Annotated in this window: 22 protein-coding genes and 2 pseudogenes; 9 read left to right on the top strand and 15 right to left on the bottom strand. The window is 70.5% G+C overall.

All coding sequences use genetic code 11. From position 1 onward, the window contains the following. The first annotated feature begins 233 nt into the window (after nt 1-233). The 3 genes from ABD120_RS21110 (at nt 234) to ABD120_RS21100 (ending at nt 3,348) form a co-directional block, all read left to right on the top strand. A complete protein-coding gene (locus ABD120_RS21110; protein ID WP_343951675.1) occupies nt 234-1,442 on the top strand; it encodes a Dyp-type peroxidase in 1,209 nt (402 codons plus the stop codon). Continuing rightward, complete coding sequence (locus ABD120_RS21105) at nt 1,439-2,260, top strand: family 1 encapsulin nanocompartment shell protein (protein WP_343951674.1); 822 nt, start codon at nt 1,439-1,441, stop codon at nt 2,258-2,260. Before ABD120_RS21110 ends, ABD120_RS21105 begins: the two co-directional genes overlap by 4 nt. Before the next feature lie 206 nt (nt 2,261-2,466). Continuing rightward, nucleotides 2,467-3,348, top strand: a complete 882-nt coding sequence (locus tag ABD120_RS21100; protein WP_343951673.1) for an SAM-dependent methyltransferase — start codon at nt 2,467-2,469, stop codon at nt 3,346-3,348. Nucleotides 3,349-3,424: 76 nt separating this feature from the next. On the opposite strand, the gene ABD120_RS21095 is transcribed toward ABD120_RS21100, so the two are convergent. From ABD120_RS21095 to ABD120_RS21070, 6 genes are all read right to left on the bottom strand, one after another. Beyond that, on the bottom strand, nt 3,425-4,216 hold the full coding sequence (locus ABD120_RS21095) for an ABC transporter ATP-binding protein (RefSeq protein ID WP_343951672.1): 792 nt from the start codon (nt 4,214-4,216) through the stop codon (nt 3,425-3,427). Nucleotides 4,217-4,220: 4 nt separating this feature from the next. Further along, complete coding sequence (locus tag ABD120_RS21090) at nt 4,221-5,306, bottom strand: FecCD family ABC transporter permease (protein ID WP_343951671.1); 1,086 nt, start codon at nt 5,304-5,306, stop codon at nt 4,221-4,223. Then, nucleotides 5,303-6,406 (bottom strand): ABC transporter substrate-binding protein, encoded by a 1,104-nt coding sequence (locus tag ABD120_RS21085; RefSeq protein ID WP_343951670.1) that lies wholly within the window; start codon nt 6,404-6,406, stop codon nt 5,303-5,305. The genes ABD120_RS21090 and ABD120_RS21085 overlap by 4 nt, the downstream gene beginning before the upstream one ends. Continuing rightward, nucleotides 6,406-7,632: an MFS transporter gene (locus tag ABD120_RS21080; RefSeq protein ID WP_343951669.1), complete on the bottom strand. Its 1,227-nt coding sequence runs from the start codon at nt 7,630-7,632 to the stop codon at nt 6,406-6,408. The genes ABD120_RS21085 and ABD120_RS21080 overlap by 1 nt, the downstream gene beginning before the upstream one ends. Beyond that, a complete protein-coding gene (locus ABD120_RS21075) occupies nt 7,625-8,821 on the bottom strand; it encodes a SagB/ThcOx family dehydrogenase (RefSeq protein ID WP_343951668.1) in 1,197 nt (398 codons plus the stop codon). Before ABD120_RS21075 ends, ABD120_RS21080 begins: the two co-directional genes overlap by 8 nt. A 334-nt stretch (nt 8,822-9,155) precedes the next feature. After that, nucleotides 9,156-9,443, bottom strand: coding sequence for a hypothetical protein (locus ABD120_RS21070; protein ID WP_343951667.1), 288 nt, complete (start codon nt 9,441-9,443; stop codon nt 9,156-9,158). An 11-nt stretch (nt 9,444-9,454) separates the two neighbouring features. Between ABD120_RS21070 and ABD120_RS21065 the strand changes: the two genes are divergently transcribed. Continuing rightward, complete coding sequence (locus ABD120_RS21065; RefSeq protein ID WP_343951666.1) at nt 9,455-9,640, top strand: TetR family transcriptional regulator C-terminal domain-containing protein; 186 nt, start codon at nt 9,455-9,457, stop codon at nt 9,638-9,640. Here ABD120_RS21065 and ABD120_RS21060 read toward each other — a convergent pair. Further along, nucleotides 9,637-11,013: an FAD-binding oxidoreductase gene (locus tag ABD120_RS21060; protein WP_343951665.1), complete on the bottom strand. Its 1,377-nt coding sequence runs from the start codon at nt 11,011-11,013 to the stop codon at nt 9,637-9,639. The two genes, ABD120_RS21065 and ABD120_RS21060, sit on opposite strands and share 4 nt — an antisense overlap. A 114-nt stretch (nt 11,014-11,127) precedes the next feature. On the opposite strand from ABD120_RS21060, the gene ABD120_RS21055 reads away from it, so the two are divergent. Further along, complete coding sequence (locus ABD120_RS21055) at nt 11,128-11,739, top strand: TetR/AcrR family transcriptional regulator (RefSeq protein ID WP_343951664.1); 612 nt, start codon at nt 11,128-11,130, stop codon at nt 11,737-11,739. Nucleotides 11,740-11,856: 117 nt separating this feature from the next. Here ABD120_RS21055 and ABD120_RS21050 read toward each other — a convergent pair whose 3' ends face one another. After that, nucleotides 11,857-12,252 carry a RidA family protein gene (locus tag ABD120_RS21050; RefSeq protein WP_343951677.1) on the bottom strand — a complete coding sequence of 132 codons (396 nt, stop codon included), beginning with the start codon at nt 12,250-12,252 and terminating at the stop codon, nt 11,857-11,859. A 110-nt stretch (nt 12,253-12,362) separates the two neighbouring features. On the opposite strand from ABD120_RS21050, the gene ABD120_RS21045 reads away from it, so the two are divergent. Continuing rightward, nucleotides 12,363-13,337 carry a helix-turn-helix transcriptional regulator gene (locus ABD120_RS21045; RefSeq protein WP_343951663.1) on the top strand — a complete coding sequence of 325 codons (975 nt, stop codon included), beginning with the start codon at nt 12,363-12,365 and terminating at the stop codon, nt 13,335-13,337. A 254-nt stretch (nt 13,338-13,591) separates the two neighbouring features. Here ABD120_RS21045 and ABD120_RS21040 read toward each other — a convergent pair whose 3' ends face one another. Together ABD120_RS21040 and ABD120_RS21035 are read right to left on the bottom strand one after the other, a co-directional pair. After that, a complete protein-coding gene (locus tag ABD120_RS21040; protein ID WP_343951662.1) occupies nt 13,592-14,272 on the bottom strand; it encodes an SDR family NAD(P)-dependent oxidoreductase in 681 nt (226 codons plus the stop codon). Nucleotides 14,273-14,573: 301 nt separating this feature from the next. After that, nucleotides 14,574-14,837: a thioredoxin domain-containing protein gene (locus ABD120_RS21035; protein WP_343951661.1), complete on the bottom strand. Its 264-nt coding sequence runs from the start codon at nt 14,835-14,837 to the stop codon at nt 14,574-14,576. A 104-nt stretch (nt 14,838-14,941) separates the two neighbouring features. On the opposite strand from ABD120_RS21035, the gene ABD120_RS21030 reads away from it, so the two are divergent. Together ABD120_RS21030 and ABD120_RS21025 are read left to right on the top strand one after the other, a co-directional pair. Beyond that, complete coding sequence (locus ABD120_RS21030) at nt 14,942-15,343, top strand: winged helix-turn-helix transcriptional regulator (RefSeq protein ID WP_343951660.1); 402 nt, start codon at nt 14,942-14,944, stop codon at nt 15,341-15,343. A 469-nt stretch (nt 15,344-15,812) separates the two neighbouring features. Beyond that, nucleotides 15,813-16,319, top strand: coding sequence for a peptidase inhibitor family I36 protein (locus ABD120_RS21025; protein WP_343951659.1), 507 nt, complete (start codon nt 15,813-15,815; stop codon nt 16,317-16,319). Nucleotides 16,320-16,513: 194 nt separating this feature from the next. Here ABD120_RS21025 and ABD120_RS21020 read toward each other — a convergent pair whose 3' ends face one another. Beyond that, the gene (locus tag ABD120_RS21020) at nt 16,514-19,726 is read right to left on the bottom strand and encodes a DUF7507 domain-containing protein (protein ID WP_343951658.1); all 3,213 of its coding nucleotides are present in this window, start codon (nt 19,724-19,726) and stop codon (nt 16,514-16,516) included. Nucleotides 19,727-20,241: 515 nt separating this feature from the next. Here ABD120_RS21020 and ABD120_RS21015 point away from each other — a divergent pair. Further along, complete coding sequence (locus tag ABD120_RS21015) at nt 20,242-20,895, top strand: response regulator transcription factor (protein WP_343951657.1); 654 nt, start codon at nt 20,242-20,244, stop codon at nt 20,893-20,895. A gap of 59 nt (nt 20,896-20,954) precedes the next feature. Here the strand turns inward: ABD120_RS21015 and ABD120_RS21010 are convergent, their stop codons facing one another. The 4 genes and pseudogenes from ABD120_RS21010 to ABD120_RS20995 all read right to left on the bottom strand — a co-directional run. Then, nucleotides 20,955-21,464 carry a GNAT family N-acetyltransferase gene (locus tag ABD120_RS21010; protein WP_343951676.1) on the bottom strand — a complete coding sequence of 170 codons (510 nt, stop codon included), beginning with the start codon at nt 21,462-21,464 and terminating at the stop codon, nt 20,955-20,957. 324 nt (nt 21,465-21,788) lie between these two features. Continuing rightward, nucleotides 21,789-22,127: pseudogene (locus ABD120_RS21005) on the bottom strand (class I SAM-dependent methyltransferase); the annotation flags it as partial. A gap of 166 nt (nt 22,128-22,293) precedes the next feature. Further along, nucleotides 22,294-23,376: a ribosome small subunit-dependent GTPase A gene (gene rsgA, locus ABD120_RS21000; RefSeq protein ID WP_343951656.1), complete on the bottom strand. Its 1,083-nt coding sequence runs from the start codon at nt 23,374-23,376 to the stop codon at nt 22,294-22,296. 224 nt (nt 23,377-23,600) lie between these two features. After that, nucleotides 23,601-24,098: pseudogene (locus ABD120_RS20995) on the bottom strand (hypothetical protein); the annotation flags it as partial.

Below are 24,098 nucleotides of genomic sequence, written 5' to 3'. Positions count from 1 at the left end.
TCCTCACCCATTTCGAGCACAACTACCTACCGGCAATTCGCTGAGATCACGTCATTGACGGAGAACAGGGCCGTCATGCAATCTCCGGCCGGCCTTCATGAGTGGATTGCGGGCTGTCGAGTTTCCCCACCTCATGCCGGAGCGTGGTCTCGGCGGTCTTGTGCGCCTGACCCCGCGCGGGCGGCCGGGAACACGCCTTCGAATCGGTTGGGCCGCTCGGCAGGCTCGGGCGCGTGGAGAACTCTCGGGCCACCGCTCCCCCGCCGACCCGCGTCGCCGCCGTCAAACTGTTCGGCAAGACATACACACGCATTGTTGAGCCTGCCCGTCGCCTATTCGAGATGGATTTGCGGTATGCCGTGAGCGGGAACTTCGCTCCGGTTGATAGAGGGACGGGAGAAATGATGGGAGCGTATCCAGAGCCCCAGGGTGTGCTGACCCCGCTCACTGACGCGGCCGTCTTCCTCGTGGTCACGGTGCGGCCGGGGGGCGAGCAGACGGTCGCCGGCCTGATCCCGGACCTGACGAGTCTGCTGCGGGCCGTCGGATTCCGCCTGCCCGAAGGGCACCTCAGCCTGGTCACCGGATTCGGTTCGGCGGTGTGGGGCCGGCTGTTCAGCGGGGCGCGTCCCGCCGAACTGCACGAGTTCGTCGAGCTGCGCGGGACACGGCACCACGCACCGGCGACCCTCGGCGACCTGTTGTTCCACATCAGGGCCGATCGGATGGACCTGTGCTTCGAACTGGCCGCGCAGATCATGGACAGGCTCGACGGCATGGTCGACGTCTGTGACGAGGTGCACGGGTTCCGCTACTTCGACAGGCGCGATCTGTTCGGCTTCGTGGACGGCACCGAGAACCCGCCCGGCCGGGCGGCGATCGAAGCGGCCATCATCACCGATGCCGACCCGGCCTTCGCCGGCGGTAGTTACGCGATCGTCCAGAAGTACGTGCACGACCTGGACGCGTGGAACGCGCTGACCACAGAGGCGCAGAGCCTGGTGATAGGCCGGCACAAGCTGTCCAATGTCGAACTCCCCGATGACCGGAAACCCGCCGACTCACACGTCGCCCTCAACACCGTCGTGAGACCTGACGGCATGCAGCAGCAGATCGTGCGCGACAACATGCCGTTCGGCAAGGCAGGCTCGGGAGAGTTCGGCACGTATTTCATCGGCTACTGTCACACGCCGTCGACCACCGAGGAAATGCTGCGGAACATGTTCCTCGGCCAGGGTGCCGTGAGGCACGACCGCATCCTCGATTTCTCCACAGCGGTCACGGGCTGCCTCTTCTACGTTCCCCCGATCGACTTTCTCGACGACCCGCCCCCGTTGCCGGATATGGAAACTGCCACCGCGCCGGAGCCTCAGGTGACGGACCACAGGGCCGAAGGAGACAACGGGACGTTGCGTATCGGTGATCTGAAGGGGGTCCGATGAACAATCTGCATCGCGAGCTGGCGCCGATTTCGGCGGCGGCGTGGATCGACATGGAAACCGAGCTCAGCCGTACGTTCATCCGCTATCTGGGCGGCCGGCGCCTGGTGGACGTGCCTGCCCCGGCCGGCCCCGGGTTCGCCGGCGCGCCGACGGGGCACCTGGAGCCGATCGACGCCCCGCAACCGGGCGTGACGGCGGCGCTGCGGGGAAGCGTGCCTGCCGTGGAGTTCGAGGTCGCGTTCACCGTCACCAGGGCGGCGGTCGACTCGATCGAGCGTGGGGCGCAGGACGCCGACTGGCAGCCGGCCAAGGACGCGGCACGCAAGCTGGCGTTCGCGGAGGACAAGGCGATCTTCCATGGCTTCGCCGCCGCCCGGACGAAGGGCATCATCACGATCGCGACCAATCCTTCGCAGCCGCTGCCCGACAACCCGCGTGAGTATCCGGACGCGGTCGCCCACGCGCTCAGCACGCTGAAGCTCGCCGGTGTGAACGGTCCGTACGCGCTGGCGCTGAGTGCGGACGCCTATGCGAAGGCCAGTGAGAGCTCGGACGAGGGTTACCCGATCTTTCATCACCTTCGGCGGATCGTGGACGGCGAGATCGTCTGGGTTCCCGCGCTCGACGGCGCCGTCGTCCTCACCACCAGGGGCGGCGACTACGAACTGCGGGTGGGCACCGACCTCTCGGTCGGCTACAGCTCGCACGACGACAGCGACATCAGGCTCTACCTGCGCGAGAGCTTCGCCTTCCTGCCCTACACCTCGGAGGCCGCCGTCCATCTCACCTCGTCGGGCGCCACCCGCCAGAACCCGTGATCGCCGTCCGGGAGGCGTTGCCCGCACCTGCCGCTGCGAGCGCAGCCCGCCTTCGGGAAACGGCGCGCGGGCGAAGGTCGCCGAGCGGGAAGGGCGGCCGGCCGGTGTGGCCGACGTCCCTGCCGCTTCGGGCGGGCGTTCGGGAGAGCGATCCGGTGCGGAGCGCGAACAGCGGCGAACTTGATCGCTGAGTGCGGTAAAACATCATGAAAGGCTCGAACAGCCACTCGCGATCACGCCACTTTCCGCCCGGAAGGAAACCCCCAGTGACGGATGAGACGTTCAGGGACGCCTCTGAACCCCGCGACCTCAGGACCAGCGTGCCCCATTCCGCGCGCATCTATGATTACCTGCTCGGCGGCAAGGACAACTTCGAAGCCGACCGCACAGCGGCCGCGAACATCACGCGAGACTGGCCGAACCTGCCCACGTCCATGCGGGCCAACCGCGACTTCATGCTGCGTGTCGGCCGCTATCTGGCGGCCGAGCATGGCATTCGCCAGTTCCTGGACATCGGCACCGGCCTGCCGACTCCTCCCAACCTCCACGATGTCGTCCAGAAGGTGGCGCCGGAGTCGCGCATCGTCTATGTCGACAATGATCCCATCGTTCTGGTGCATGCCCGCGCGCTGCTGGTCAGCGACCCGGCGGGCCAGACGTCCTACCTCGACGCCGATCTGCGCGACCCGGAGACCATCCTGGCCTCCCCTCAGCTACGCGGCACCCTCGATCTGGACAAACCGGTCGCGCTGACTCTTCTCGCGATCGTGCACTTCATCCTTGACGACGCAGAGGTCCAGGATCTGATCGACCGGCTCATGCGCCCGCTGGCCCCGGGCAGCGTCCTGGCGCTGTCGACGTGCACGGCCGACAGCGCTCCTGCGGAGGTGAACGCCGGCGTGGCCGCGTACACCGCCAACGGCGTCCCGGTCAAGGCCCGCACCAAGGCGGAGGTGACGCCCTTCTTCGACGGCTTGGACCTCGTCGATCCCGGCGTGGTGCTCGTCAACCATTGGCACCCCGACGAAGCGGCCACGATCCCGGACGCGTACGTGCACATGCACGGAGGTTGCGCGATCAAACCGTAGGCGGTGTGGTGAGCGGGGCTCACGGCGGGCGTCACCGAGCGTGGACCTCGAACACGAGCCCATCGCGACGCGGGCCTCACGGCCGGGTGACCGGCCCCTCCGGACGGGGGATCAGGATCAGGTACGGGGTGTCGTCGCCGGGGCGGGTCGTGACGTGGGCGTCGACGCCGAAGACCGTCCGGATGAGCTCCGGGGTGAGCAGGTCTCGCGGAGGGCCGTGCGCGACGACGCGACCCTCGGCGAGGACGTACAGGTCGTCGCAGTAGGTGGCGGCCAGGTTGAGATCGTGCAGCGCGGCCACGACGGTGGTGCCGGCCGCGGAGATCAGGTCGAGCAGTTCGAACTGGTGGCGGACGTCGAGATGGTTGGTGGGCTCGTCGAGCACCAGGACGGGCGCCTGCTGGGCGAAGGCGCGGGCGAGCAGCACGCGCTGCTTCTCACCACCGGACAGGCTCGCGAAGCGGCGGTGGGCGAGGTGTCCGACTCCGGCATGGGCGAGGGCGCCGGTGACGATGGCGGTGTCCTCGGCCGTGTCGGGGGCGAAGGGCCGTTTGTGCGGGGTACGGCCCATCGCGGCCATCTCCCAGGCCGTGACGTCGAAGTCGGAGCGGGTCTCCTGGGGAAGAGCTGCGACCAGTTGGGCTGCGCGGCGCGGGGTGAGCCGCCACACGTCCTGACCGTCGACGGTGATGCTTCCCCGGGCGAGGGGAAGGTGCCGGTACACGGCCCGCAGCAGGGTGCTCTTGCCGCTGCCGTTCGGGCCGACGACGCCGACCCGGCGGCCGGAGGCCGCGGTGAGGTCGACGCCGGCGACGATCGGCGTTCCGCCGATGCTGATGTGCACGTCGTGCAGCTTCAGGGTGGTCATGTGGTCACAGTCCAGTGGTGTCGCGGGCGCGGGTGTGCACCAGCCAGAGGAACAGCGGGGCGCCGATGACGCTGGTGACGACGCCGACCGGCAGTTCCTGCGGGTGCAGGGCGGTGCGGGCGGCGATGTCCACGAGGACGAGGAAACCGGCGCCGGCCAGGGTCGCCACGGGGAGCAGGCGGCGGTGGTCGCTGCCGACGAGCAGCCGGGCGGCGTGCGGGACGATCAGGCCGATGAAGCCGATGCCACCGGCTAAGGCGACCATCACGCCGGTGAGCAGCGCGACGAGCAGGAACAGGTGGCGGCGCAGGCGGGCGGCGGGGATACCTAGGCCGGCCGCGCTCTCGTCGCCGAGCAGCAGGGTGTTGAGGGGTCTGGCCTGGGCGAACAGAGCGATCATCGTGACGGCCAGGACGGCGGCGGGCAGGCCGAGTGCGGCCCAGTTCGCCTCGGCGAGGCTGCCGAACAGCCAGAACAGCACGGAATGGGTGGTGCCGGGATCGTCGGCCTGCAGCACGAGGAAGCTGGTGACGCCGGACAGGGCGTAGGTGACGGCCATACCGGACAGGATCAGGCGCAGCGGGGCGAGGGTGCCGCCGGTGCGGGCCAGCGTGTAGACGACGGCGAACGCGCCCAGGGCGCCGAGGAAGGCCGCCACTCCGGTCGAGATCCCGCCGAACGGGGCGTATCCGGCGACCATGACCGCCACGGCGCCGACGGCCGCGCCGTACGTGAGACCGAGGACGTACGGGTCGGCCAGCGGGTTGCGCACCAGCGCCTGGGTGGCGGTGCCGGAGACGGCCAGTCCCGCGCCGACCAGCGCGGCGAGCAGCGCTCGGGGCAGCCGCAGGTTCCACACCACGGTGTCCTGGCTGACGGTCCACGCGGCCGGGTCGCCGTGGCCGGTCAGGTGCCAGACGATGATGCGGGCCACCGTACCCGTGGGCACGTCCACCGTGCCGAGCAGGACGGAGGCGGCCAGTCCGATGACGAGCACTCCGGTCAGTACGGCGCACGCGGCCCAGGTGACGCTGCGGCGGGACCGATGTGCGGGCTTCACCGGGAGCGGGCCGGGTTTCAAGGCCGTCATCCGGCGGGAGCCAGCTGGGCGGCGAGGTCGACGACGGCGTCGGCGTTGCGGACGCCGCCGACCGAGGCCGCTTCGTAGATCAGCCGAGCGAAGCGCCTGTCGGCCACCGCACGTACGCCGCGCAGAACCGGGCTGTCGAGCAGGTGTTTCTCGGCTTCGGCGAAGCGGGCGTCGTTCGCGGCGGCGCCGTCCTTGCCGTAGATGACGATCAGGATGACCTGCGGGTCGCGGGCGACCACCTCCTCCCAGCCGGTCTTGGTGTACGCCTTGTCCTGGTCGCCGAAGAGGTTGCGGCCGCCGGCCTTGCCGATGACCGCGTTGATCGCCTGCCGGTTGCCGGGCGCGTAGGGGGTCGCGGTTCCCTCGTCGTACTCGAACGGGAACACCGTGGGCCGGTCCGCGTCCTTGAGCCGGGCGGTCTCGGCCTCCACCGGGGCGATCTTCTGCTTCATCTGCGCGACGACCTTCTGCGCCCGGTCCGGTACGCCGAAGATCCGGCCGAGGTTGTCCAGGTCCCGCCACACCAGGCCGAAGTCGGTCTGCGGGCCGGTCACCGCCGACTCGCACGCCGTGGACAGGGCCAGGTAGGAGGGAACCCCGTCGGCGGCCAGTTCCTTCTGGGACATGGCGCCGGGGGCGTCGAAGTTGCTGCTGAAACCGCCGATGACCAGATCCGGCTGGACCGACAGCAGTTCCTCCCTCGGCACCGGCTGATAGCCGCTGCCCGCGGTGTACTTTCCGGACAGCGACGGGATGGCGGCGGCCTTCCCGGCGAGGTTCTGCGGCAGGGCGCCCGGCCTGGGTGCCGTTCCCAGTGCCGCGACCCGGTCGCCGAGGTCGAGCCAGAGCAGCAGTTCCAGCACACTCGGGGTGAGCGCCACCACCCGCCGGGGCGGGGAGGCGATGACCGACTCGAACCCGGCGCAGCCCGTGACGGTGACCGGCGCGAAGCCGGGCGTGCGGACCCGGTCGGGGGTGGTGTCCGCGCAGCCGGCGGCCAGCAGCACCGCTGTCATCGCCGCCGTCGAGGCGGCGGCGCGGACGGCCCGTTCGCGGAAGCTCGGTCGCCGGTGGTCGGGCCGGCGCGCTGGCACGTGCATCAGGAGCCCTTCTCTGCTGATCGATCGGTGTCCGCCGGCGTCGGCGCGGCGGCGAGCAGCCTCGTGCCGAGGGCGGCGACGGCGGCGGCCAGCGCGGCGAAACCGGCGGCCGAGGCGAACATGAAGGCCGGTTCGGCGCCCGCGTCCACGAGAGCCGCCGCGACGAGGTTGCCCAGTGCGGATCCGGCGAAGGTGGCCGTGATCCCCCAGGCGAAGGCCTCGGTCAAGGTCCCCTCGGGCGCGCAGCGGCCGATGAGCTCGAAGTTGCAGATGACCAGCGGGGCGAGGAAGAAGCCCGCGGGCACCGACAGGGTCACCAGCGCGGGGACGTTCGGGGCGGCCGCGAGCAGCGCGACGCCGCAGGCGTACCCGGCGAGGATCACTCGCATGCGCACCCCGGAGTCGGAACGCCACGGCCGCGCGCCGTAGACCAGTCCGCCGATCAGGCTCCCGGCTCCGAAGGCCGCCAGGGCCAGTCCGCCGACGGCGGGGTCGGCCGTCCGGTCGGCGTACCCCGCGAAGGCGACCCGCAGGACGCCCAGCAGCGCACCGGCGAGCACGCTGACGCTCAGCAGCACGATGATGCCCGGCGACCGCAGCGGCCCGGCCAGGCCGCCCGTGCGGCGGGCCGGGGCCCAGGCCCGGGACGGCGGCAGCGAGCTGAACCACAGCGTGCCGCCGAGCAGCACCGCCGCGCAGCCGCCCACCGCCCAGCCCGGACCGGCTGTCGCGCTGACGGCGGAGACCAGCAGCGGCCCGGCGATCAACGCGACGTCGAGCACCATGGCGTCCACCGCGAGCGCGGTGCGCCGGATCTCCTCGTCGCCGATCACCTGCGACCACAGCGCCCGCGCCGCGGCGGCCACCGGTGGCAGCGAGAGTCCCACGATGGCGGACCATGCGGCGAGTGCGCCGGTCGCGGGCTGCGAGTAGGCCGCCGTCAGCAGGCCGGCGAAGGCTACGGCGTTGATCGCGGTCGCGACGGTCAGCGACCGGGTCTGCCCGAACCGGTCGACGAGCCGGCCGTGCACCGGCACCCCTGCCGCGTAGGCGATCCCGCCTGCTGCGCCGACCACGCCCGCCGCCGCGTAGGAGCCGGTCCGCTCCACCGTCAGCAGCAGCACCCCGAAGGTGTACGCCTGCAGCGGCACCCGCGCGCACACGCCCACCAGCAGGAGGGACGGCACCCACCGATGCCGCCACAACCGCCGGTACGCCTCACGCATCCGGTCGCGCCTCCGCCGGATGAACCGGATGCGCCGCGACGAGCCGACCGGGATCGCTGAGCCCGGCCCGGGTGATCCCCGCCGGCAGGCCGGTCTCGCCCAGCACGGGCAGCCCGGCGCCGAACATGTACAGGACCCCTTCGGAGAACCCGTCCAGGCCCAGCGCCTCGTCGAGTTCCTCGTCCCGGAACGCCGCGCTCTGCCAGGCGCCCAGCCCGACAGCGGTCGAGGTCAGCACGAACGTCTGCCCCAGATGCCCGGCCGACAGCAACGTCACCCGCAGCGCCCGCGAATGCCGGTACTTGTACATGGTCCGCTCGAACACGGCGCTCACGAAGCAGACGAACGCCGAGGGCGTGCACATCTCCGACTCGTACGTCAGCCGGTGCAGCCGCTCCCGGTCGAATCCGGCGTCGATGAGTTCCAGCGCGTGCGCCTCCGCGTTGTAGTGGTACAGCCCCGGCGGCACGTCCCGTACGTCGAGCACCGCGACGTAGCCCTCCAGTTCGTGCCGGGCGCCCCCGCACGGGCTGGTCTTCAGCATCAGTGTGCCCAGGTCTCCGGCGTCGAAGAACTGCATCGGCGCGAACGTGTAGAACAGCGCCGTGGACAACTGGGCCAGGTCCACCGGTTCTCCGGTGAACGAGCGATGCGTCCGCCGGCCGGTCAGTACCTGCCCGAAGGGGTCGGCCAGTGGCAAGAACGCCCGAGGCAGGTGGACACGGGGCGCGTCCGGGTAGGACTTGAAGATCGCCGGTGGTGTCCCGCCGGTCTCCCGTACCCAGCGGGCGTCGCTGCGCCGCTGTTCCAGGCTGTCGCCGGTGTAGATGGTGTTGCGCGTCCCGAAGTGGAAGAAGCGCGCCTCTTCTCCCCAGTTGCCCCAGGCGTCGAGGAATCTCTCCTCACGCCGTGCGGCGTCCCGGTCGATCAGCAACCCGACGTCGGCCAGCGCCGAGACGGCTTCGCGAACCGAGCCGATGTCGAACTCGCCGAGCAGCGCGGCCACCTTCTCGGCCGTCGACCAGTCGGTGAAGTGCTCCAGCAACGCCACCGCCTGTGCGTCCACGGCGACCGCGTTGTCGGTTTCGGTATCGGTGGAACGGCTCTCCAGGTAGTTCTCCGCCGTCAGTTCCCCGTCATGCCAGTAGATCGCCAATGTTCGCGCCCGTCGGAACTCCGTCTGTGTCATGCGCGCTCCTTCAGCTTGTGCCGTACAGCGGCGAACTCAGCTTGTGCCGTACAGCGGCGAACGGCCCCGACCGGTCGCCGCCGGCGCCGGCCGGCGGCGACCGTCTCACCTGACCGGGACCCGTCAGCCGTGGTTGTTCAGCAGTCGGCTACGGGTCTTCTTCCGCCGCACCACGATCTTGAGCGACTTACTCATGAACGATCCTCCTCTTCCGGCAGCCCCCTTGGGGGGGCTCCCGGCTCTAGGTTGCGGACAGTCAAGTAGTCGGGTGCCGATCGCGGTTGGTTCCCGAGAGTTCCCGAACTCGTGCGCGCATTCCGACGAGGACGTCGCTTCAGGGTTGGACGTCGGCGACGGTGGAGGCCGGGGTGCTGAGAACGCCGTCGAACGCCTCCAGGACGGGGGTGTGGACGTAGGCGCTCTGGATCCGGATGCGGTCCGGGCCGGTCTCGGGGCGCGCCCGGCGCAGGTCGGCGACGCTGAGCCCCAGCCCGGCGGCGGCGACGGCGGCCTCGACGCTGCCCGGCTCGGGCGGCTGCAGCGCGGTGTCGTCGACGGTGCCGGACAGGATGGTGCGGATGTGGTCGGTGACCTGCTGCGGCGGCCAGGCCCACCAGGCCACCGCCAGCCCCCTTGTTCAGGGCACTGATCGGCGAGGCCCAGTACGACCCCCAGGTCGCCGCCGCGCTCAACGAGCGTTTCATCACTCCGCAGGCGGACAAGACCGTCGCCCGGCTGAAGGCGGCGCGCGACCAGGGGCACCGGGATTGGCCCCGCCTGAGCGGGCGGAGCCGTGCGCGACACCCGGCGGGTTCCTAGTCCTCGGTGGGAAGAGGGATGGCCGAGAAGACGGCGTCGGGATCGACGGTGGTCTTGATCTTGAGCAGGCGGGCGGCGTTGGGGCCGTAGGCGTGGGCAATTTGGGTGGTGTCGTCCGGCCCCAGGAGGTTGGGGTAGCCGCCGGGCAGCGCGTGCGGGGCGAGGGCCTCGGACGCGGACTCGACCCATCGGCGGTGCGCTTCGCCGTCGGCGGCGTCGGGACGGACGGCGATGAGTTCGATCATCAGGTGCGGATCGCGGGACGCGAAGGCGGTGCCGGACACCGGGATCCGGGCGGCGGCGCCGTGGAAGTGGTGCAGTGAGAGCGCCGACAGCGGTGACGGCAGCGCGGCGCCGTACTGGACGAGGGCCGCGACGACCTCGGGCCTCAGCTCGCGCACCGAACGGGTGCCCATGGCGACGTGGCGTCCGGACGGGAACATGGCGTCGCGGGCGGCGATCGCGGGCGCCAGCGGACCGGTGTCCAGCCGGACGGCCGACGGCGTGCCCAGCCGGGACAGTGCCCGCAACGGCCCGTCGCCGGCACCGGCCGCGCCGGACCAGGTGGGCAGGATCATCACGGCCGGTTCACCGTCCGGGCCGGCGCCCACGGCGGACTGGACGGTCAGCTCGTCCGGTGCGGCCGGCAGGACCTCGCGGAGTCCGTCGAAGACCCGCTCCGCCTGCGTCCACGGGTAGAGCACCAGTCCCGTCACGACGGACGGCACCGCGTGCAGCCGGATCCGGGCTGAGACCACCACGCCGAAGTTGCCGCCGCCGCCGCGAAGCGCCCAGAACAGGTCGGGTTCGCGCTCGGCGTCGGCCTCCACCACGGAGCCGTCGGCCAGCACCACCTGGGCGCCGATCAGGTTGTCCACGGCCAGGCCGGCGCGTCCGGCCAGCGGCCCGTAGCCGCCGCCGAGGGTCAGGCCGACGATGCCCACGGAGCCGATGGTTCCGGTCGCCGCGACGAGCCCGAACGGCTCGGCCGCCGCGAGGACGTCGCCGGCCGTGGCGCCGCCGCCGACGACCGCGTGGCGCCGGTCGGGGTCGATCCCGACCTCGCGCATCCCGGACAGGTCCAGCGTCAGCCCGCCGTCGCGCAGGGCGCGCCCGGCCCAGTCGTGGCCGCCTCCCCGCACCGACAGCGGCAGCCCGAACTCGCGTGCCACCCGCACGCCCGCCTGGACGTCGGCCACGTCCGCGCACCTGACCACCACCACGGGACGGTGGCCGACCGCCGCGTTCCACAGCGAGACTGCGGCGGTGTACCCGGGTCCGCGGGTCAGCACCCGTTCGGCCGGGATCAGTGCCCGCAAGGCTCGGGCGGCGCCTTCCGTGGCCTGCCCACCGGCTTCGCTCTGCTCCGTCATGATGTGGCCCCGATGATTGAAGTTGCGATCCAACGAGGAGAGTACAAACCCGTTCATCAGAGTGCAACTCTGATGAATCTATCGAAGGCCTGACCTGTGGGCTAGAATCCCGGGGTGCCACCGACAGCCACCGGCCGCCGCGCCGAGTACGCCGAACTGACCGCTGAGGCGATCATCACCGCCGCGCGGGAGTTGTTCACCGAACGCGGGTATTTCGCGACGACCGTCAACCAGATCGCCGAGCGCGCCAGGGTCGCGCCCGCCACCGTCTACGCCGTCGCCGGCGGGAAGCACGGCCTCATCGCGACCTTGGTGGAGCGGTGGAGCACCGCGCCGATCGTCGCCGAGCGCGGCGCCCCGATCATCGCCTCGCGCGACGCCCGCGAGGTACTGCGGCTCACCGCCGAGGTCGTCCGGGACATGCGCCTCGAATACGGCGACATCATGTGCACGGCCCGCAGCGTGGCCCCGCACGACGAAGCAGTCGCCGAGTCCCTGCGCACCGCCACCCACCGCTACCGATCGTCGCTGGACGCCGTCGCCGGCCATCTCCACGCCCTCGGCGCACTCGGCGTCGACGCCGCCGTCGCCGCCGACGTCCTGTGGTTCTACTTCGGCTACACGGGCTACGAGAGCCTGGTCAAGGAGAACGCCTGGCCGTACGAGCGCGCCACCGAGTGGCTGACGGCCCAGGCCGCACACGCCCTCGGAATATCCTCGCTCTGAGCCCCTGCCGCATTGACGGTCGCGGCGACTCCCCGCTCGTCGCCGTCCCGTGCATCGGAGATCACCCCGTCCCGCTGATCGCGCCGCCTCCGGAAGGGCGGGGGCGGCGCGGGCGCGTCACGCTACGGCGGTCCCCTCCAGCTCGACCATCAGGCCGGGGATCGCCAGCCGGGTCACCCCGAGCATCGTCGTGGACGGTGCCACCCCGGCTGCGCCCAACCGCGCCGCCAGCACGCCGTAGTGCTGGAACAGCAGATCGACGTCGGTCGTGTAGACGTTGAGCCTGACGAGGTCCGCGAGGGACATGCCACCCTCGGCGAGCACCGCCTCCAGGTTGTCGAGGGTCAGCGCGAGCTGCGCCGCCATGTCATCGATATGCTGGGGCTCGCCTTCGCCGCTCATGGCGGTCTGGCCGGAGCAGTACAGGGTCCGGGTGTGCCCGGAGACGACCTCGCCCTGGTTGTAGCCCAGCTCCACCGACCACGGCCACGGGTTGACCGCCGTTCGCTCCACTGACACTTTCGCTCCATTCATATGTCGATCGGCCCGGTGGCCGAGTCACGGTGACGAGCCTGCCAGCGAATCACGACATCCTGTGTCGTGTATTTCGGTAGAGTTTTCGGGTGCGTGCCGACCGGCTGGTCTCACTGGTGCTGCTGCTGCGGCAGCACGGCCGGCTGTCCGCGGCCGCGCTGTCCCGCGAGCTGGAGGTCTCCACCCGCACCGTGCTGCGCGACATCGAGGCGCTGTCCGCCGCCGGTGTCCCCGTGTACGCCGAACGCGGCCGGCACGGCGGGTTCGCGTTGTTGCCCGGTTTCCGCACCGAGCTCACCGGCCTGAACCCGGACGAGGCCCTCGCCCTGCTGGTCGCCGGGTCGCGGCGCGGCGCGCAGGCGTTCGGCCTCGGCTCGGCGCTCGCCTCCGCGATGCTCAAGGTGGTCGACGCGCTCCCCGAGAGCTATCAGGACACCGCGGCGGGCGCCGCCGAGCGCTTGCTCATCGACCCGGAGACCGACCTCCTCTCGCGACGGCTGGCCGCCGAGGAGATACCCGACGCCGTCGCGGCCGTGATCCTGCGCGCCGTGTTCGCCGGGCACAGGCTGCGGATCCACTACACGGCCGCCGACCAGCCGCCGAAGTGGCGCACGGTGGATCCGATCGGCCTGGTGACCGTACGCGATCGGGGCTATCTGCTGGCCACGCGGTCCGGCGAGGACCGCACCTACCGGCTGTCCCGCGTCCTGGCCGCCGAGGAACTCGCCGAACCGGCGCAGCGGCCGGACCGGGTCGACCTGGATCGGGCCTGGCAGGAACGCAGCACGCGGTTCCGGACCGGCGGCGACCAGGTCACCGTACTGGCGCGGGTGCACCCGGCGCGGCGGGACGACCTGCTGGGCACCGCGCTGGCCGTCCTCGCCGAAGAGTCCGACTCGGACGGCTGGCTGCGGATGGAGGTGACCTTCCAGGACCCGAGACACGCCGAATGGGCGCTGTGGCAGCTCACCATGAGCGCCGAAGCCCTGTCCCCGCAGTGGTTGCGCGAGGCCCTGCGCGAGCGCGCAGTCGCGATCGCCGCCCGCTACGGAGGGTCCTCCTGAGAGAGGGGGTGCTCGCGCGAATGCGGCTGAGGGCCGAAGCCGGCAGGCGCCGGGTCGTGGGCGAGGATGCGCAGGAGACCGAAATCCTCCGAGGCTGACAGCCCGTAATTCCCATTCATCAAAGAACGTGATCAGGCGGGAGCAGGTGCTGTGTGGTCTTCAGCCGATGTGCGCTTCGGCTCGTGCCCTGGTCTGTGCGAGCCGGTAGGACTGGGTGCCGGTCTCGATGATGTTGCCCGATCAACGATGGCCTGTCAGGCGTTGAAGACAGCCTCGGAGCGGTCGCGGTTTTCGTGCAGGTCCCAGTACAGGGGGGCGATCTGCTCGGGTGTGGCCGTCGGGCCGCCTTCGGGGCCGCCCCCGCCGATCCAGACGTTGATCGTCACGTGGGCGGCGTGCACGCCGCTGCCGGTCAGTTCCTTGTTCAGGTTGATCACCCAGTTGCGCAGAGCCGCTTGGGCCGGGTTGGCGTTGCCGAACATCGGCACCGGGTCCACGGAACCGCCGCCGGTGGTGAACAGCAGGGTCCCGGCGCCCGCCTCGCGCATCGCGGGCAGCACCGTCCGGACCGCCGTGACCGCGCCGTAGAAGGCGTACTCGATCATCGGCTGCAGATTGTCCACCGTGACCTCCGAGGGAGCGGCCAGGGTGAGGCCGGGCACCGGGGAGTGGGGAGCCGGCGAGTACTCCAGGACGTCGATGCCGCCGAAGCGGGTCTTGGCCGTGTCCAGGGCATCGGTCAGTGAGACGCGGTCGAGGATGTCGGCGGGGAACGCGGCGGCCGTGATGCCTTCCTGGCCGAGCTGGTCGACCAGCGTTTCCAGCTTCTCCTTGGTACGGGCGATCAGGGCGACGTCGAAGCCGCGGCTGCCGAAGGTGCGGGCGATGGCCAGGCCCATGCCGGGGCCGGCGCCGACGATGGCGATAGTGGGCACAGTGGGACCTCTTTCGTGTTGTGACCGCCGGGACATGCGGAGATCGGATGCCCAGTCGGCGGGTGGATCAGGTGTTTTGATCAGGCGCGGGCGACGTGGTCGGTGGGAACCGTGCAGCCGTCCATGCCGCAGATCGCCGCGTCGTTGTCGGCGACGAGAACGGTCGGGTAGGTCTCGTCCCAGACCTGGCGCAGAGTGTCGGCATCGTGTGCTCTGGGAAGGGCATATCTGCCGTCGACCGGGATGTACGGCGTGACGGTGGTTCCGAACGCTGCGCCGACTCCATGTCGTCCTGGACCTGCTACCCGAAGCGGCCCCCGGTGACCACTCGCTGAGTCTTCTCGCGCTCCAGGCCGATCTCGCCGGCCAGGCCGAGGAGATCGTCGAGGTCGAAGAGACGGGCCGAGACCGTGCTGCCGACGGTGAAACCGTCGCTCAGCCGGAACGAGCGGTGGATCACTTCCACCTTGTCGCCGTGCTCGAACCGCTCCACCGCGCGGTCCAGGCGGTGGCTGTCCAGCCCGCACCGGGGGCAGGCGATCTCAGACCATATCTCGACACTCACGGCGCATCCCATTTCCTCCTTTTTGTGTGTATCGCCATGATGGACCAGTATGGAAGACCGTACAAAAGGCACATCGATGTGCGTGCCGGAAGGAAATGTGTGCCATGGACGTCGCAGCTCGGCCAGGTGCCGCAGCAGGCCGAGGACCGTGCGCCGGCATCCCCGCCGAGCAGATGGACTTCATCCGCCAGGTGCTGGACCGCGTCGGGGACAAGTGGAGCCTGCTGGTGATCGCCGCACTCGAGGCCGGCCCGCTGCGCTACACCGACCTGCAGCGCGACGTCCCCGGCATCTCACAGCGGATGCTCACCCTTACCGTGCGCCAGCTCCAGCAGGACGGCTTGGTGACCCGGACCGCCTACGCGGAGGTGCCGCCGCGTGTGGAGTACGCCCTCACTTCTCTGGGCCGCAGCCTCCACCACATCGTCACGTCCCTGATCACCTGGGTCGCCGACCACCACGGCCAGATCCGCGAACACCGGGCCCAGGCCGCCACCAGGCCCTGATGCCCGACCCGCTTCAGGGACGCGACAGCGGAGTTCGCCAGTGGCCTCGTCGATGCGCTCCTCGTTGACCCAGGTCCGTGCAACCAGGCCCCAAAGCAACTCTCAGCAATCACGCTGACGGACTGTGATCGGCTGTTCATAAGCGACCGTGGTGCGCATGCTGCGCGAGCACGACGAAGCGAACGCCACGGTGACAACGGTTTCGTGAGCCAAAGTGATGGTGAGGGGCCACGGTGATTCCGGACAGCCGTCTTATGGGGCGTAGCCTATGCGGCTATTTAGGCCGAAAGGGACTCAATGCGGGAATCAACGGCTACCGCCCGTCACATAAGGGGGAGCATTACCGCCAACGCCTGTGACACAATCCCGTTGCCGGGCGGCGCGCACCCCCGGTGAGCGGACCTTCCGCCGGGTAAAGGCCGAGGTCGAAACCGCAATTCCGACATCCCCGACCGGCAGGTGCTCTTTCGTGACAGGAACCATTCTCGGCATCGGCATCACGGCGATAATCTCGTTTCTTGTCGGAATGTGCGGAAACTGGATCCCGCGCCCCAACTGGGCGACGCCAGGGCGCGTTCTCAGCATCGCCATAGCCTTCACCGTCCTCGGCGGCGCCACCGGCTGGCTCATCGAGAACAACGCGGCCGAGGAGGCGACACCGGCGGCCGCCGTCCCGAGCCCCTCCGGATCCCCGAGCGCCTCACGCCCCACCTGCACGAGCGGGTCCATCTGCCTGTGGCCCGAGCGGGGATTCACCGGAGACGCCTGGGTCTGGTCGCCGGGGATCAGCCAGGAGGGCACCATCCCGAAGCATCTGCGCGATCACGTCGGCTCGTTCGACTCCCAGACCACCGGCTGCTTCGTGGACACCGAGTCCCAGGCCACCCGTCCCGTGAGCCTGGGCGACTGGAGCGAGCGGTACCTCGACACCGAGAGGTTCGGCCGGGTGATGGACAGCATCCGAATCCGGTGCTGACCGCGCTGTTCCTTCGGCAATCAAACTCTCTGAGTACTAGAGGTTGTGAACGTCAAGCCTTTTGGTCGAGGCGAGGAAGCCGACGCGGCGGTCTCCGAGCGGCTCGGCCGCCGAACGCCTGCGCGACCGGCCGCCCCTGCCGTAGCGGCGCTCGCTCCGCCCGGCCCTGCGGATGAGGGCCGGGCGGGCGGGTGTCACAGAACCGGGCTCGTGGTCAGCACCTCCCGATGGTGGTGCTTGTGCTTCGGCTTGTGGTGCTTCTTGGCCTCGATCTTGACGTGCGCCTTCGCGGTGTTCGAGGTCACCGTGCCGCCCGTGGGCGACTTGCCCGTGGCGACGGCGGCGTTCACGAGCTTGCCCCGGTGCAGGTCCTCTTCCGTGACCCGGTACGTGGCGGTGCAGCGCACCGACGCGCCCGGGGCCAGCAGCCGAGCCGAAGGCGGACACTGGATCGACAGCGGTCCGCTGCCGTTGAACTCCGTGTCCTGGACGGTCACGTCGCCGATCGGGACGTTACCTGTGTTGGTGACGGTGAACGTGTACGTGATCTCCTCCCCCGGATGCCGTACGACCTTGGGCTGCGCCGACTTCTCCAGCGTGAGCTCGGGCCTCGGCGTCGGTGGCGGCTGCACCGTGTTCACGCTCGCCGTGGCCTGTCCCGACGTGGCCGTCTGGTCCAGCGGGTCCTTCGCGATCGCGAAGGCCGAGTTGACCAGCGGCTCGCCTGTCAGGTCCGCCGCCTGCACCGTGTAGGTCGCGGTGCAGGTCGCCGCGTCGCCGACCGCCAGCAGGCCGCTCGGGCAGCTGATCGCCGAGAGCGTCCCGGCGCCGTTGAAGCTCAGCTCTCCGACCTGGATGTCGTGCAGGACGACGTTGCCGGTGTTGGTGACGGTGAACTTGTACGTGATCTGCTGTCCCGCCTCGGTCACGGTGGCGGGCGCGGCCGACTTCGCCAGCGTCAGAGCGGGCTGCGGGACGATGAACACCTTGCTCGACGACGGGTCGGACTCGACGGGTTCACCACCGGACACTCCCTTCGCGACGGCCGTGTTGGTGACCTCACCGGCGTTCACGTCCGTCTGGGTCACCTGGTAGGCGACGACGCACTTCGCGGTCTGCTGCGGTGCGAGCGTCACCGCGACCGACGCGCACTCGGGAGCGGTTCCGCTGCCCGAGAACGCGGTCTCGGCGACCGACACGTTGCTGATGGTGACGTTGCCGGTGTTGATGACCGTGAAGGTGTAGGCGACGGTGTCGCCCACCTGCTGCACGATGACCGGGCTGACCTGCTTGGACAGGGCCAGGCCCGGGGTGCTGGGAATGACGACCGTGGCCGAGTCCGGCTCGGACGTCGGCGCGGTGCCGCTCGGCGGAGTGCCGGTGGCGGTGGCGGTGTTGGTGACCTCGCCGGTGTCCACGTCCGCCTGGGTCAGGGTGTACACGCCCGAGCAGGTGGTCTTGGCCCCCGGAGCCAGCGAGCCTGGCGGGCAGGTCACGGCGGGCGAAGGCCCGGTGCCGGAGAAGTCCTCCTCATCGATGGTCACGTCGGTGAGCGTCACGTTGCCGGTGTTGGTGACCTCGAACTGGTAGGTCACCTCCTGCCCGGCGGTGGTGGCGCTCGCCGGCGTAACCGACTTGGACAGTGACACGGCGGGCGCGGGCTGACCGGACACCTCGAACGAGGCCGGGTCGGAGACCGGCGGCGGCGTCATGCCGGGCGGTGTGCCCGTCGCGGTCGCCGTGTTGGTCACCTTGCCGGCGTCGATGTCGTCCTGGGTGAGGACGTAGGTTCCGGTGCAGGTGGTCGACTTGCCCGGGTTCAGCGTGCCTGGCGGGCAGCTGATCACGGGCGGCGTGCCGCTGCCCGTGAACTCCGTCTCGGTGATCGCGATGCTCGACAGCGGCACGTTGCCGGTGTTGGTGACCTCGAACTGGTAGGTCACCTGCTGTCCGACGACGAACGAGGCGACGTCGTTCGGGCTGGCCGACTTGGCCAGTTCCACCTCCGCGTCCGGCGCCTCCTCCGGCGTGGTCACGGTGGACGTGCACGCCTCGTCGCAGGTCGGGTTCACCACGTTGGGCGGCGGTGTGACCGTCACCGTGTTGACCAGGTTGCCGCTGGCGGCCGGGTCGACCGTACCGGTCACCGCGTAGGTGAGCGTGCCGCCCGCCGGGATGGTCACGGTGTCGGTGATGTCACCGCTGCCCGAGGCCGTGCACGAGGCGCCGGTGGAGGCCGTGCAGGTCCAGGTGGCGCCGTCCAGCTGGCCGGGCAGCGGGTCGGAGATCTTGGCGTTCGTCGCGGTGTCCGGACCGCCGTTGGTGACCGTGATCGTGTAGCCGAAGGGCAGTCCCGGGACGTAGCTGTCGGCTCCCGCGGTCTTGTCCACGTTCAGGCTGATCAGCGGCAGGAACGTCACGGTGGACGCCCCCGGCGGATCGAGCCCCTTGGTCGTGGTGTTGCCGGGGCCGTTGATGTACACGCCGGTGGTGGCGGTCACCTGCACCGAGACCGTGCAGACCTGCTGCCCCTTCGCGATGTTGCCGGTGACCTCGACGGTGTCGCCGCCCAGCGGGGCGGTGACCGTCGTTCCCGGACAGTCGGTGGTCGCGGTCGGTGAGGCGACGGTCAGCCCGGCGGGCAGGTCGTCGGTGAACGACCAGCCGTTCTTGGCGCCCAGTTCGGCGGTGTTGGTGATGGTGAACGTCAGCGTCGACTGGCCGCCCGAGGGGACCGTGTCGGGGCTGAAGCCCTTGTCGAGCTGCGGCGTGACGTCCAGGACGCGGATGTCGTCGATGGCGCCGTCGTTGCCGGTGCTGGCGGGCTGCTGGTTGAGCAGGCGGATCCCGAGCGAGCTCCCGCCGAACAACACGCCCGCGTCCGTGGCGTACGTGCCGGTGTGGACCTTCACTGTGCCGCCCTGCGGGTCGGGCACCGTGACGTCGGACCCGCCGCTGGTGCAGGCGTCGATCTGACCGCCGGTCGGGATGGCCGTGGCGCCGTCCAGCAGTTCGAACTGCATCAGCGGATGGGCCTTGTCGCAGTTGACCGCCGCGGCGTTCACGCTGAACGCGATGAACCGATTGCCGCCGGGCGGCAGCGGGATCGGGCTGACGGTCTGCAACTGGACCTGTCCGACCGGCGCCGTGTTGGTATAGGCGGCGAGGACGCTGTTGGCGGTGGGGGGTGTGGTGCCGTTCAGCAGGCCGAGGCCGTAGGCCAGTGAGCGCAGCCGCGCGTAGGACATGTTCGCGTCGGCCGGGCCGTTGACGCAGTCGTTGGGCGCGCGTGTGGCGTTGGCGTACTTCAGGATGAAGCCGTTGCAGTTCGCCCTGCTGAGCCAGTACGGATCAGCCGTGTACGTCTCCCCCGTGGCTCCTGTGTAGTTGGCCAGCCCCGTCGTCACGGACGGGTCTGCCCGGTTCTCGAAGTCCTCGGTGAAGACGACGACCGCCGGTCGGGCGATGCCCGGAATACCACGCGGCGCCGCGGCGCTCGCCGCAGCGGGTGGCGATACGAATCCTGTTGCCAGAACGGCGAAGGCGACCGCTTGTGCGATCGCAGATCGTGATGTTCTGGGCGAATGACATGGTGAAGTCACAACACCCTCCTCAGGGTTGATGGTTCATCGCGAGATGTCCTCCTTCTTCATAGACACGACGATCTTTGTTGTGATTTGACATTCCGCTACGGCGAGTTCTATGAAGCCTCGTTTAAACATCGGATTGTCCCGGTAAAAAACACAGATTCCCGATTTGAAGATACAAAGCCGAATTATCGGTCGTCGCCGTTGAGCGGCCGGTCACGGCACGCGGATCGGCCGTCGCCGGGGAGGACTCACGGGCGTCGAGGGTTCGGCGCCTGACCGGAAATGGCGCCGATCGCCGGGTGCCGATCGGCGGCACGGCGGATAATGCGGACATGACGGTGACGCGGGTGGTCCTCGCCGACGACGACGTCCTGCTGCGCGAGGGGCTCGCCAGCCTGCTGCAGCGGTCGGGCCTGGAGGTCGTCGGCCAGGCCGGTGACGCCGGGGGGCTGCTGGAGCTGGTACGCGAAACGCGGCCGGCGCTGGCCGTCGTCGACATCCGGATGCCGCCGACCAACACGGTCGAGGGGCTGGAGGCGGCCGCGCGGATCCGGGAGCAGCATCCCGAGGTGGGCATCCTGGTGCTGTCGGCGTACGCGGAGGCCGAGCACGCCATGCGGTTGCTGGCCAGCGGCGGCGGGGTCGGCTACCTGCTCAAGAGCCGGGTGACCGACGTCGAGGAGTTCGTGGACACGGTCCGGCGGGTGGCCAGGGGCGGTTCGGTGGTGGACCCGGCGCTGGTGCAGGAACTGGTCTCCGCGCAGCGGCGCGACGACCCGCTGGAGGTGCTGAGCACGCGGGAGCGGGAGGTGCTGTCGCTGATGGCCGAGGGGCGCTCCAACGCGGGCATCGCCCGGCGACTGTGGGTGACAGAGGGCACGGTGGAGAAGCACGTGCGCAGCATCCTCACCAAACTGGGGCTGACCGAGGCCGACGACGACCATCGCCGGGTGCTCGCCGTACTCACCTTCCTCGACGCCCACTGAGCGACGGCATCGCCGTCCTGCACCTTGCCGGGTGCAGGACGCGCGATGCCGCCGTCACCTCAGACGCCGAAGGGCGGCGCGTAGACGATGGTGCCACTCGGCACGACGGCCGTGTCGTCGAGCGTGAGGGCCATCATCGCCTCGTCGGGGACCTCGAAGGACGGTCGGATACCGTACGCGGAGGCCGGGGTGAAGCCGAACCTCGGGTAGTACGTCGCGTGGCCGAGCACCAGCACCAGGCTCTCGCCCATGCGCCGCGCCGTCTCCAGGCCCGCGCGGATTGCGGCCGAACCGGCCCCCGTCCTCTGGTGGGCGGGCAGGGCCGCGCACGGTCCGAGGGCCAGCGCCGGAGTGGTGCCGACGTGGCACCGGGTCAGCAGCGAGTAGCCGGTCGGCTGGCCGTCGGGCGTCTCGGCGAGGACGGACAGCCCGGGGATCCAGGCCGGGTCGGTGCGCAGCGCCTCGACCAGGTCGGCCTCCAGCGGGGTGGGGAAGGCGGCGAGGAGGATGTCACGGATCGCGGCCGCGTCCTGCGGGGTCTCGGTCCGGGTGATCCAGGTCTGCTGCACGGTGTTTCCTTCGGATTCGGTGGAGCCGGTACGGAGAACGTAGCCGGTGTAGGCGTAGTCGCCGGCGTACCGGCGGCGCAGGTCGATCTCGCGGCGGGTCGAGGCGATCGCCTCAGCCATGCCGGGCGTGCCGGGGTCGGCTGCGGCGAGGTTCGCCGCGAGGGGGTCGTAGTACTCGGTGAACCAGTCGCTGTCCGGCAGCCGGTAGGTGCCGTGCAGTTCGTACCCGGCGGCCCTGGCCGCCTCCATGTTCTGCGCGGCGGTCCGCAGCGGGTAGACCTCGTCCCAGAAGGCGCGCGGCTCGGGCGCCGGGTCGGGGGTGGCCCACTCGCATTCGGTGACGACCAGGGCGCCGCCGGGGGCCAGCAGACGTCGCCAGATCCGTAGCGCGTGGTCGAATCCGGCGTGGTAGATGGAGCCTTCGGCCCAGATCAGGTCGAAGCTGCCGTCGGGGTAGGGCAGTTCGGTCATGGACATGTTCACGGTGCGGACGAGTCCGTCCAGCCCCCGGCGCGCGGCGGCCTGCCGGAGCCGGTCGAGGAAGGGCTGGTGGAGGTCCACCGCCGTGACCTCCGCTCCTGCTTCGGCCAGCACCAGGGAGGAGCGGCCGGGACCACAGCCCAGGTCCAGGGCTCTGGGCCGATCGGGCAGCGGGCCCGCCATGGCGAGGAGCAGCCAGGTGGTGTCATCGGATCCGGGCCCCTCGCGGGGCAGGTCGCGATGCAGGAAGAAGAAAGCGTCGTCGACGAAATCAGGCACGATGCCGGATGTTCCTTCGATAGTCGGTGGAACGAACGGCCACGGCGGACGCGCCGTGGCCGTTCCTGGGTCACGACCGGCTCTGCCGGTCCCTGAAGGCGTAGGTCTCGCGGAGCGAGCGGGTGATCCACTTCTTGCGCTCGTCGTGCTGGGCGCGCAGGCGCGCGTCGCTCCGTGAGGTGGCCCAGGCGTTCTCACGCTGGAGTTTGCGGTAGCTGTCGAGGCGGCGTTCGCTCAGGTCGCCGGAGAAGATGGCGTCCTGGACGGCGCAGCCGGGCTCGGAGTCGTGGGAGCAGTCACCGAAGCGGCACTCCTGCGCGAGTTCCTCGATGTCGGCGAAGACCTGCTGCAGGCCCTCGTCGGCGTCCACGAGGCCGATGCCGCGCAGCCCCGGGGTGTCGATCAGCACGCCGCCGCCGGGTAGCGGGAGCAGGCTGCGGCGGACCGTGGTGTGGCGGCCCTTGCCGTCCTGCTCGCGGACGGCGCCGGTTTCCAGCGTCTCGGCGCCGAGCAGCGCGTTGCCGAGCGTGGACTTGCCCGCGCCCGAGGGGCCGAGCAGGACCACGGTGCCGGTGAGCACGGCGGTGAGCACGTCCATGCCCTCGCCGCTGGTGGCGCTGGTGGTGATGATGTCGACGCCGGGCGCGAGTTCGGCGACGGCGTCGGCGTCACCGACCGGGTCGGCCGACTGGTCGGCCTTGGTCAGCACGATCACCGGTTGCGCGCCGCTCTCCCACACCAGTGCGAGCAGGCGTTCGACGCGGCCCGGGTTCAGCGGGCCGCCGAGCGAGACGGCCAGGACGGCCATGTCCACGTTGGCGGCCAGGGCCTGACCGTGGGAGGAGCGCGACGCCGAGGACCGGACGATGGCGCTGCTCCTCGGCAGCACCTCCACCAGTTCCGGCGGGGCGCCCGGACGAAGTGCCGCCCAGTCGCCGGTGCACGGGAACGCGAGCGGGTCGGAGGTCGCGGGCAGCGCCAGGCGGGCCCGGAGCGGGCCGGACTCGGTGATGACGTCGCAGGCACCGCGATCGACACCGACCACGCGGGCGGGGACGAGCCCCTTGGAGCGGTGGTCGGCGAAGGAGTGGTCTAGTTGTGCGTCCCAGCCGTACGGGGACAGGCCATCATCGGATGAATGACGGAAAGACAACGGAGTGGAACCCTTTTCCGAAAAGGGGCCTCGGCGCGTGCGACCGGCGCATCCGCGTCGGGACGGCGACTCGAAGGGTCAGCCGAGGCCCGGGGACGTGAGGATGGACTGAGTGCCGCTGATGGCAGCCATCACCACGACAGTCATGCAATCTCACCTCCCGTCAAGAGCTCCAGCGCGTGTCTTCTGCCGGACAGGATAGCCGCGCGGAACCCGATCCGCAATCAGGGCCCGTCGCCGAGGGCCCGCAGCACCCGCGCCCGCTCGACACCGATGCCGCCGGCCCGCAGCCGGGCCGCCTCCTCGGCGGTGAAGCCCGCCGCCCGCCAGGCCGCCACCTCCTCGACCGGCACGCCCGCGCGCCAGAACCCGGTCATCAGCGAGATCGCGTCCTCACCCGAGGCCAGCACCCGGCCGGCTTCGCGAGGGGTGAAGCCGAGCGCCTGGAAGACGCGGGCCTGGCCCGGCTCGATGCCGCGTCCGGCCCAGGCCGCCGCCTGCGCGCCGTCCCAGCCCGCGTCGGCGTACGCGCGGGCCCGCGCCGCCGGGACGCCCGCCCGCAACAGCCTGCGCAGGCTCTCGGTGCTCTTCCCGTCGGCGAGCTCACCGCCCCGCACCCGGCCGCGGCCCAGCAGGCGCCGCAGCGGCAGCGGGCCGCGGGGGCGCGGGCGCTCGCCCGCGAGGTGGCGGGCGGCCGCCTCCTCCGGCGGATAGCCCAGCTC

It is taken from the genome of Nonomuraea longicatena, from assembly GCF_039525605.1.
In the GTDB taxonomy this organism is placed as follows: Bacteria; Actinomycetota; Actinomycetes; order Streptosporangiales; family Streptosporangiaceae; genus Nonomuraea; species Nonomuraea longicatena.
This window is presented reverse-complemented; position numbering and strand designations above follow the sequence as displayed.

What these genes read in the sequence shown, in the direction of transcription:
- ABD120_RS21075 (WP_343951668.1), bottom strand. Translation starts at nt 8,821, where the DNA reads ATGACACAGACGGAGTTCCGACGGGCGCGAACATTGGCGATCTACTGG.
- ABD120_RS21030 (WP_343951660.1), top strand. Translation starts at nt 14,942, where the DNA reads ATGGACGTCGCAGCTCGGCCAGGTGCCGCAGCAGGCCGAGGACCGTGC.
- ABD120_RS21095 (WP_343951672.1), bottom strand. Translation starts at nt 4,216, where the DNA reads ATGACCACCCTGAAGCTGCACGACGTGCACATCAGCATCGGCGGAACG.
- ABD120_RS21085 (WP_343951670.1), bottom strand. Translation starts at nt 6,406, where the DNA reads ATGCACGTGCCAGCGCGCCGGCCCGACCACCGGCGACCGAGCTTCCGC.
- ABD120_RS21060 (WP_343951665.1), bottom strand. Translation starts at nt 11,013, where the DNA reads ATGACGGAGCAGAGCGAAGCCGGTGGGCAGGCCACGGAAGGCGCCGCC.
- ABD120_RS21100 (WP_343951673.1), top strand. Translation starts at nt 2,467, where the DNA reads ATGAAAGGCTCGAACAGCCACTCGCGATCACGCCACTTTCCGCCCGGA.
- ABD120_RS21080 (WP_343951669.1), bottom strand. Translation starts at nt 7,632, where the DNA reads ATGCGTGAGGCGTACCGGCGGTTGTGGCGGCATCGGTGGGTGCCGTCC.
- ABD120_RS21105 (WP_343951674.1), top strand. Translation starts at nt 1,439, where the DNA reads ATGAACAATCTGCATCGCGAGCTGGCGCCGATTTCGGCGGCGGCGTGG.
- ABD120_RS21090 (WP_343951671.1), bottom strand. Translation starts at nt 5,306, where the DNA reads ATGACGGCCTTGAAACCCGGCCCGCTCCCGGTGAAGCCCGCACATCGG.
- ABD120_RS21015 (WP_343951657.1), top strand. Translation starts at nt 20,242, where the DNA reads ATGACGGTGACGCGGGTGGTCCTCGCCGACGACGACGTCCTGCTGCGC.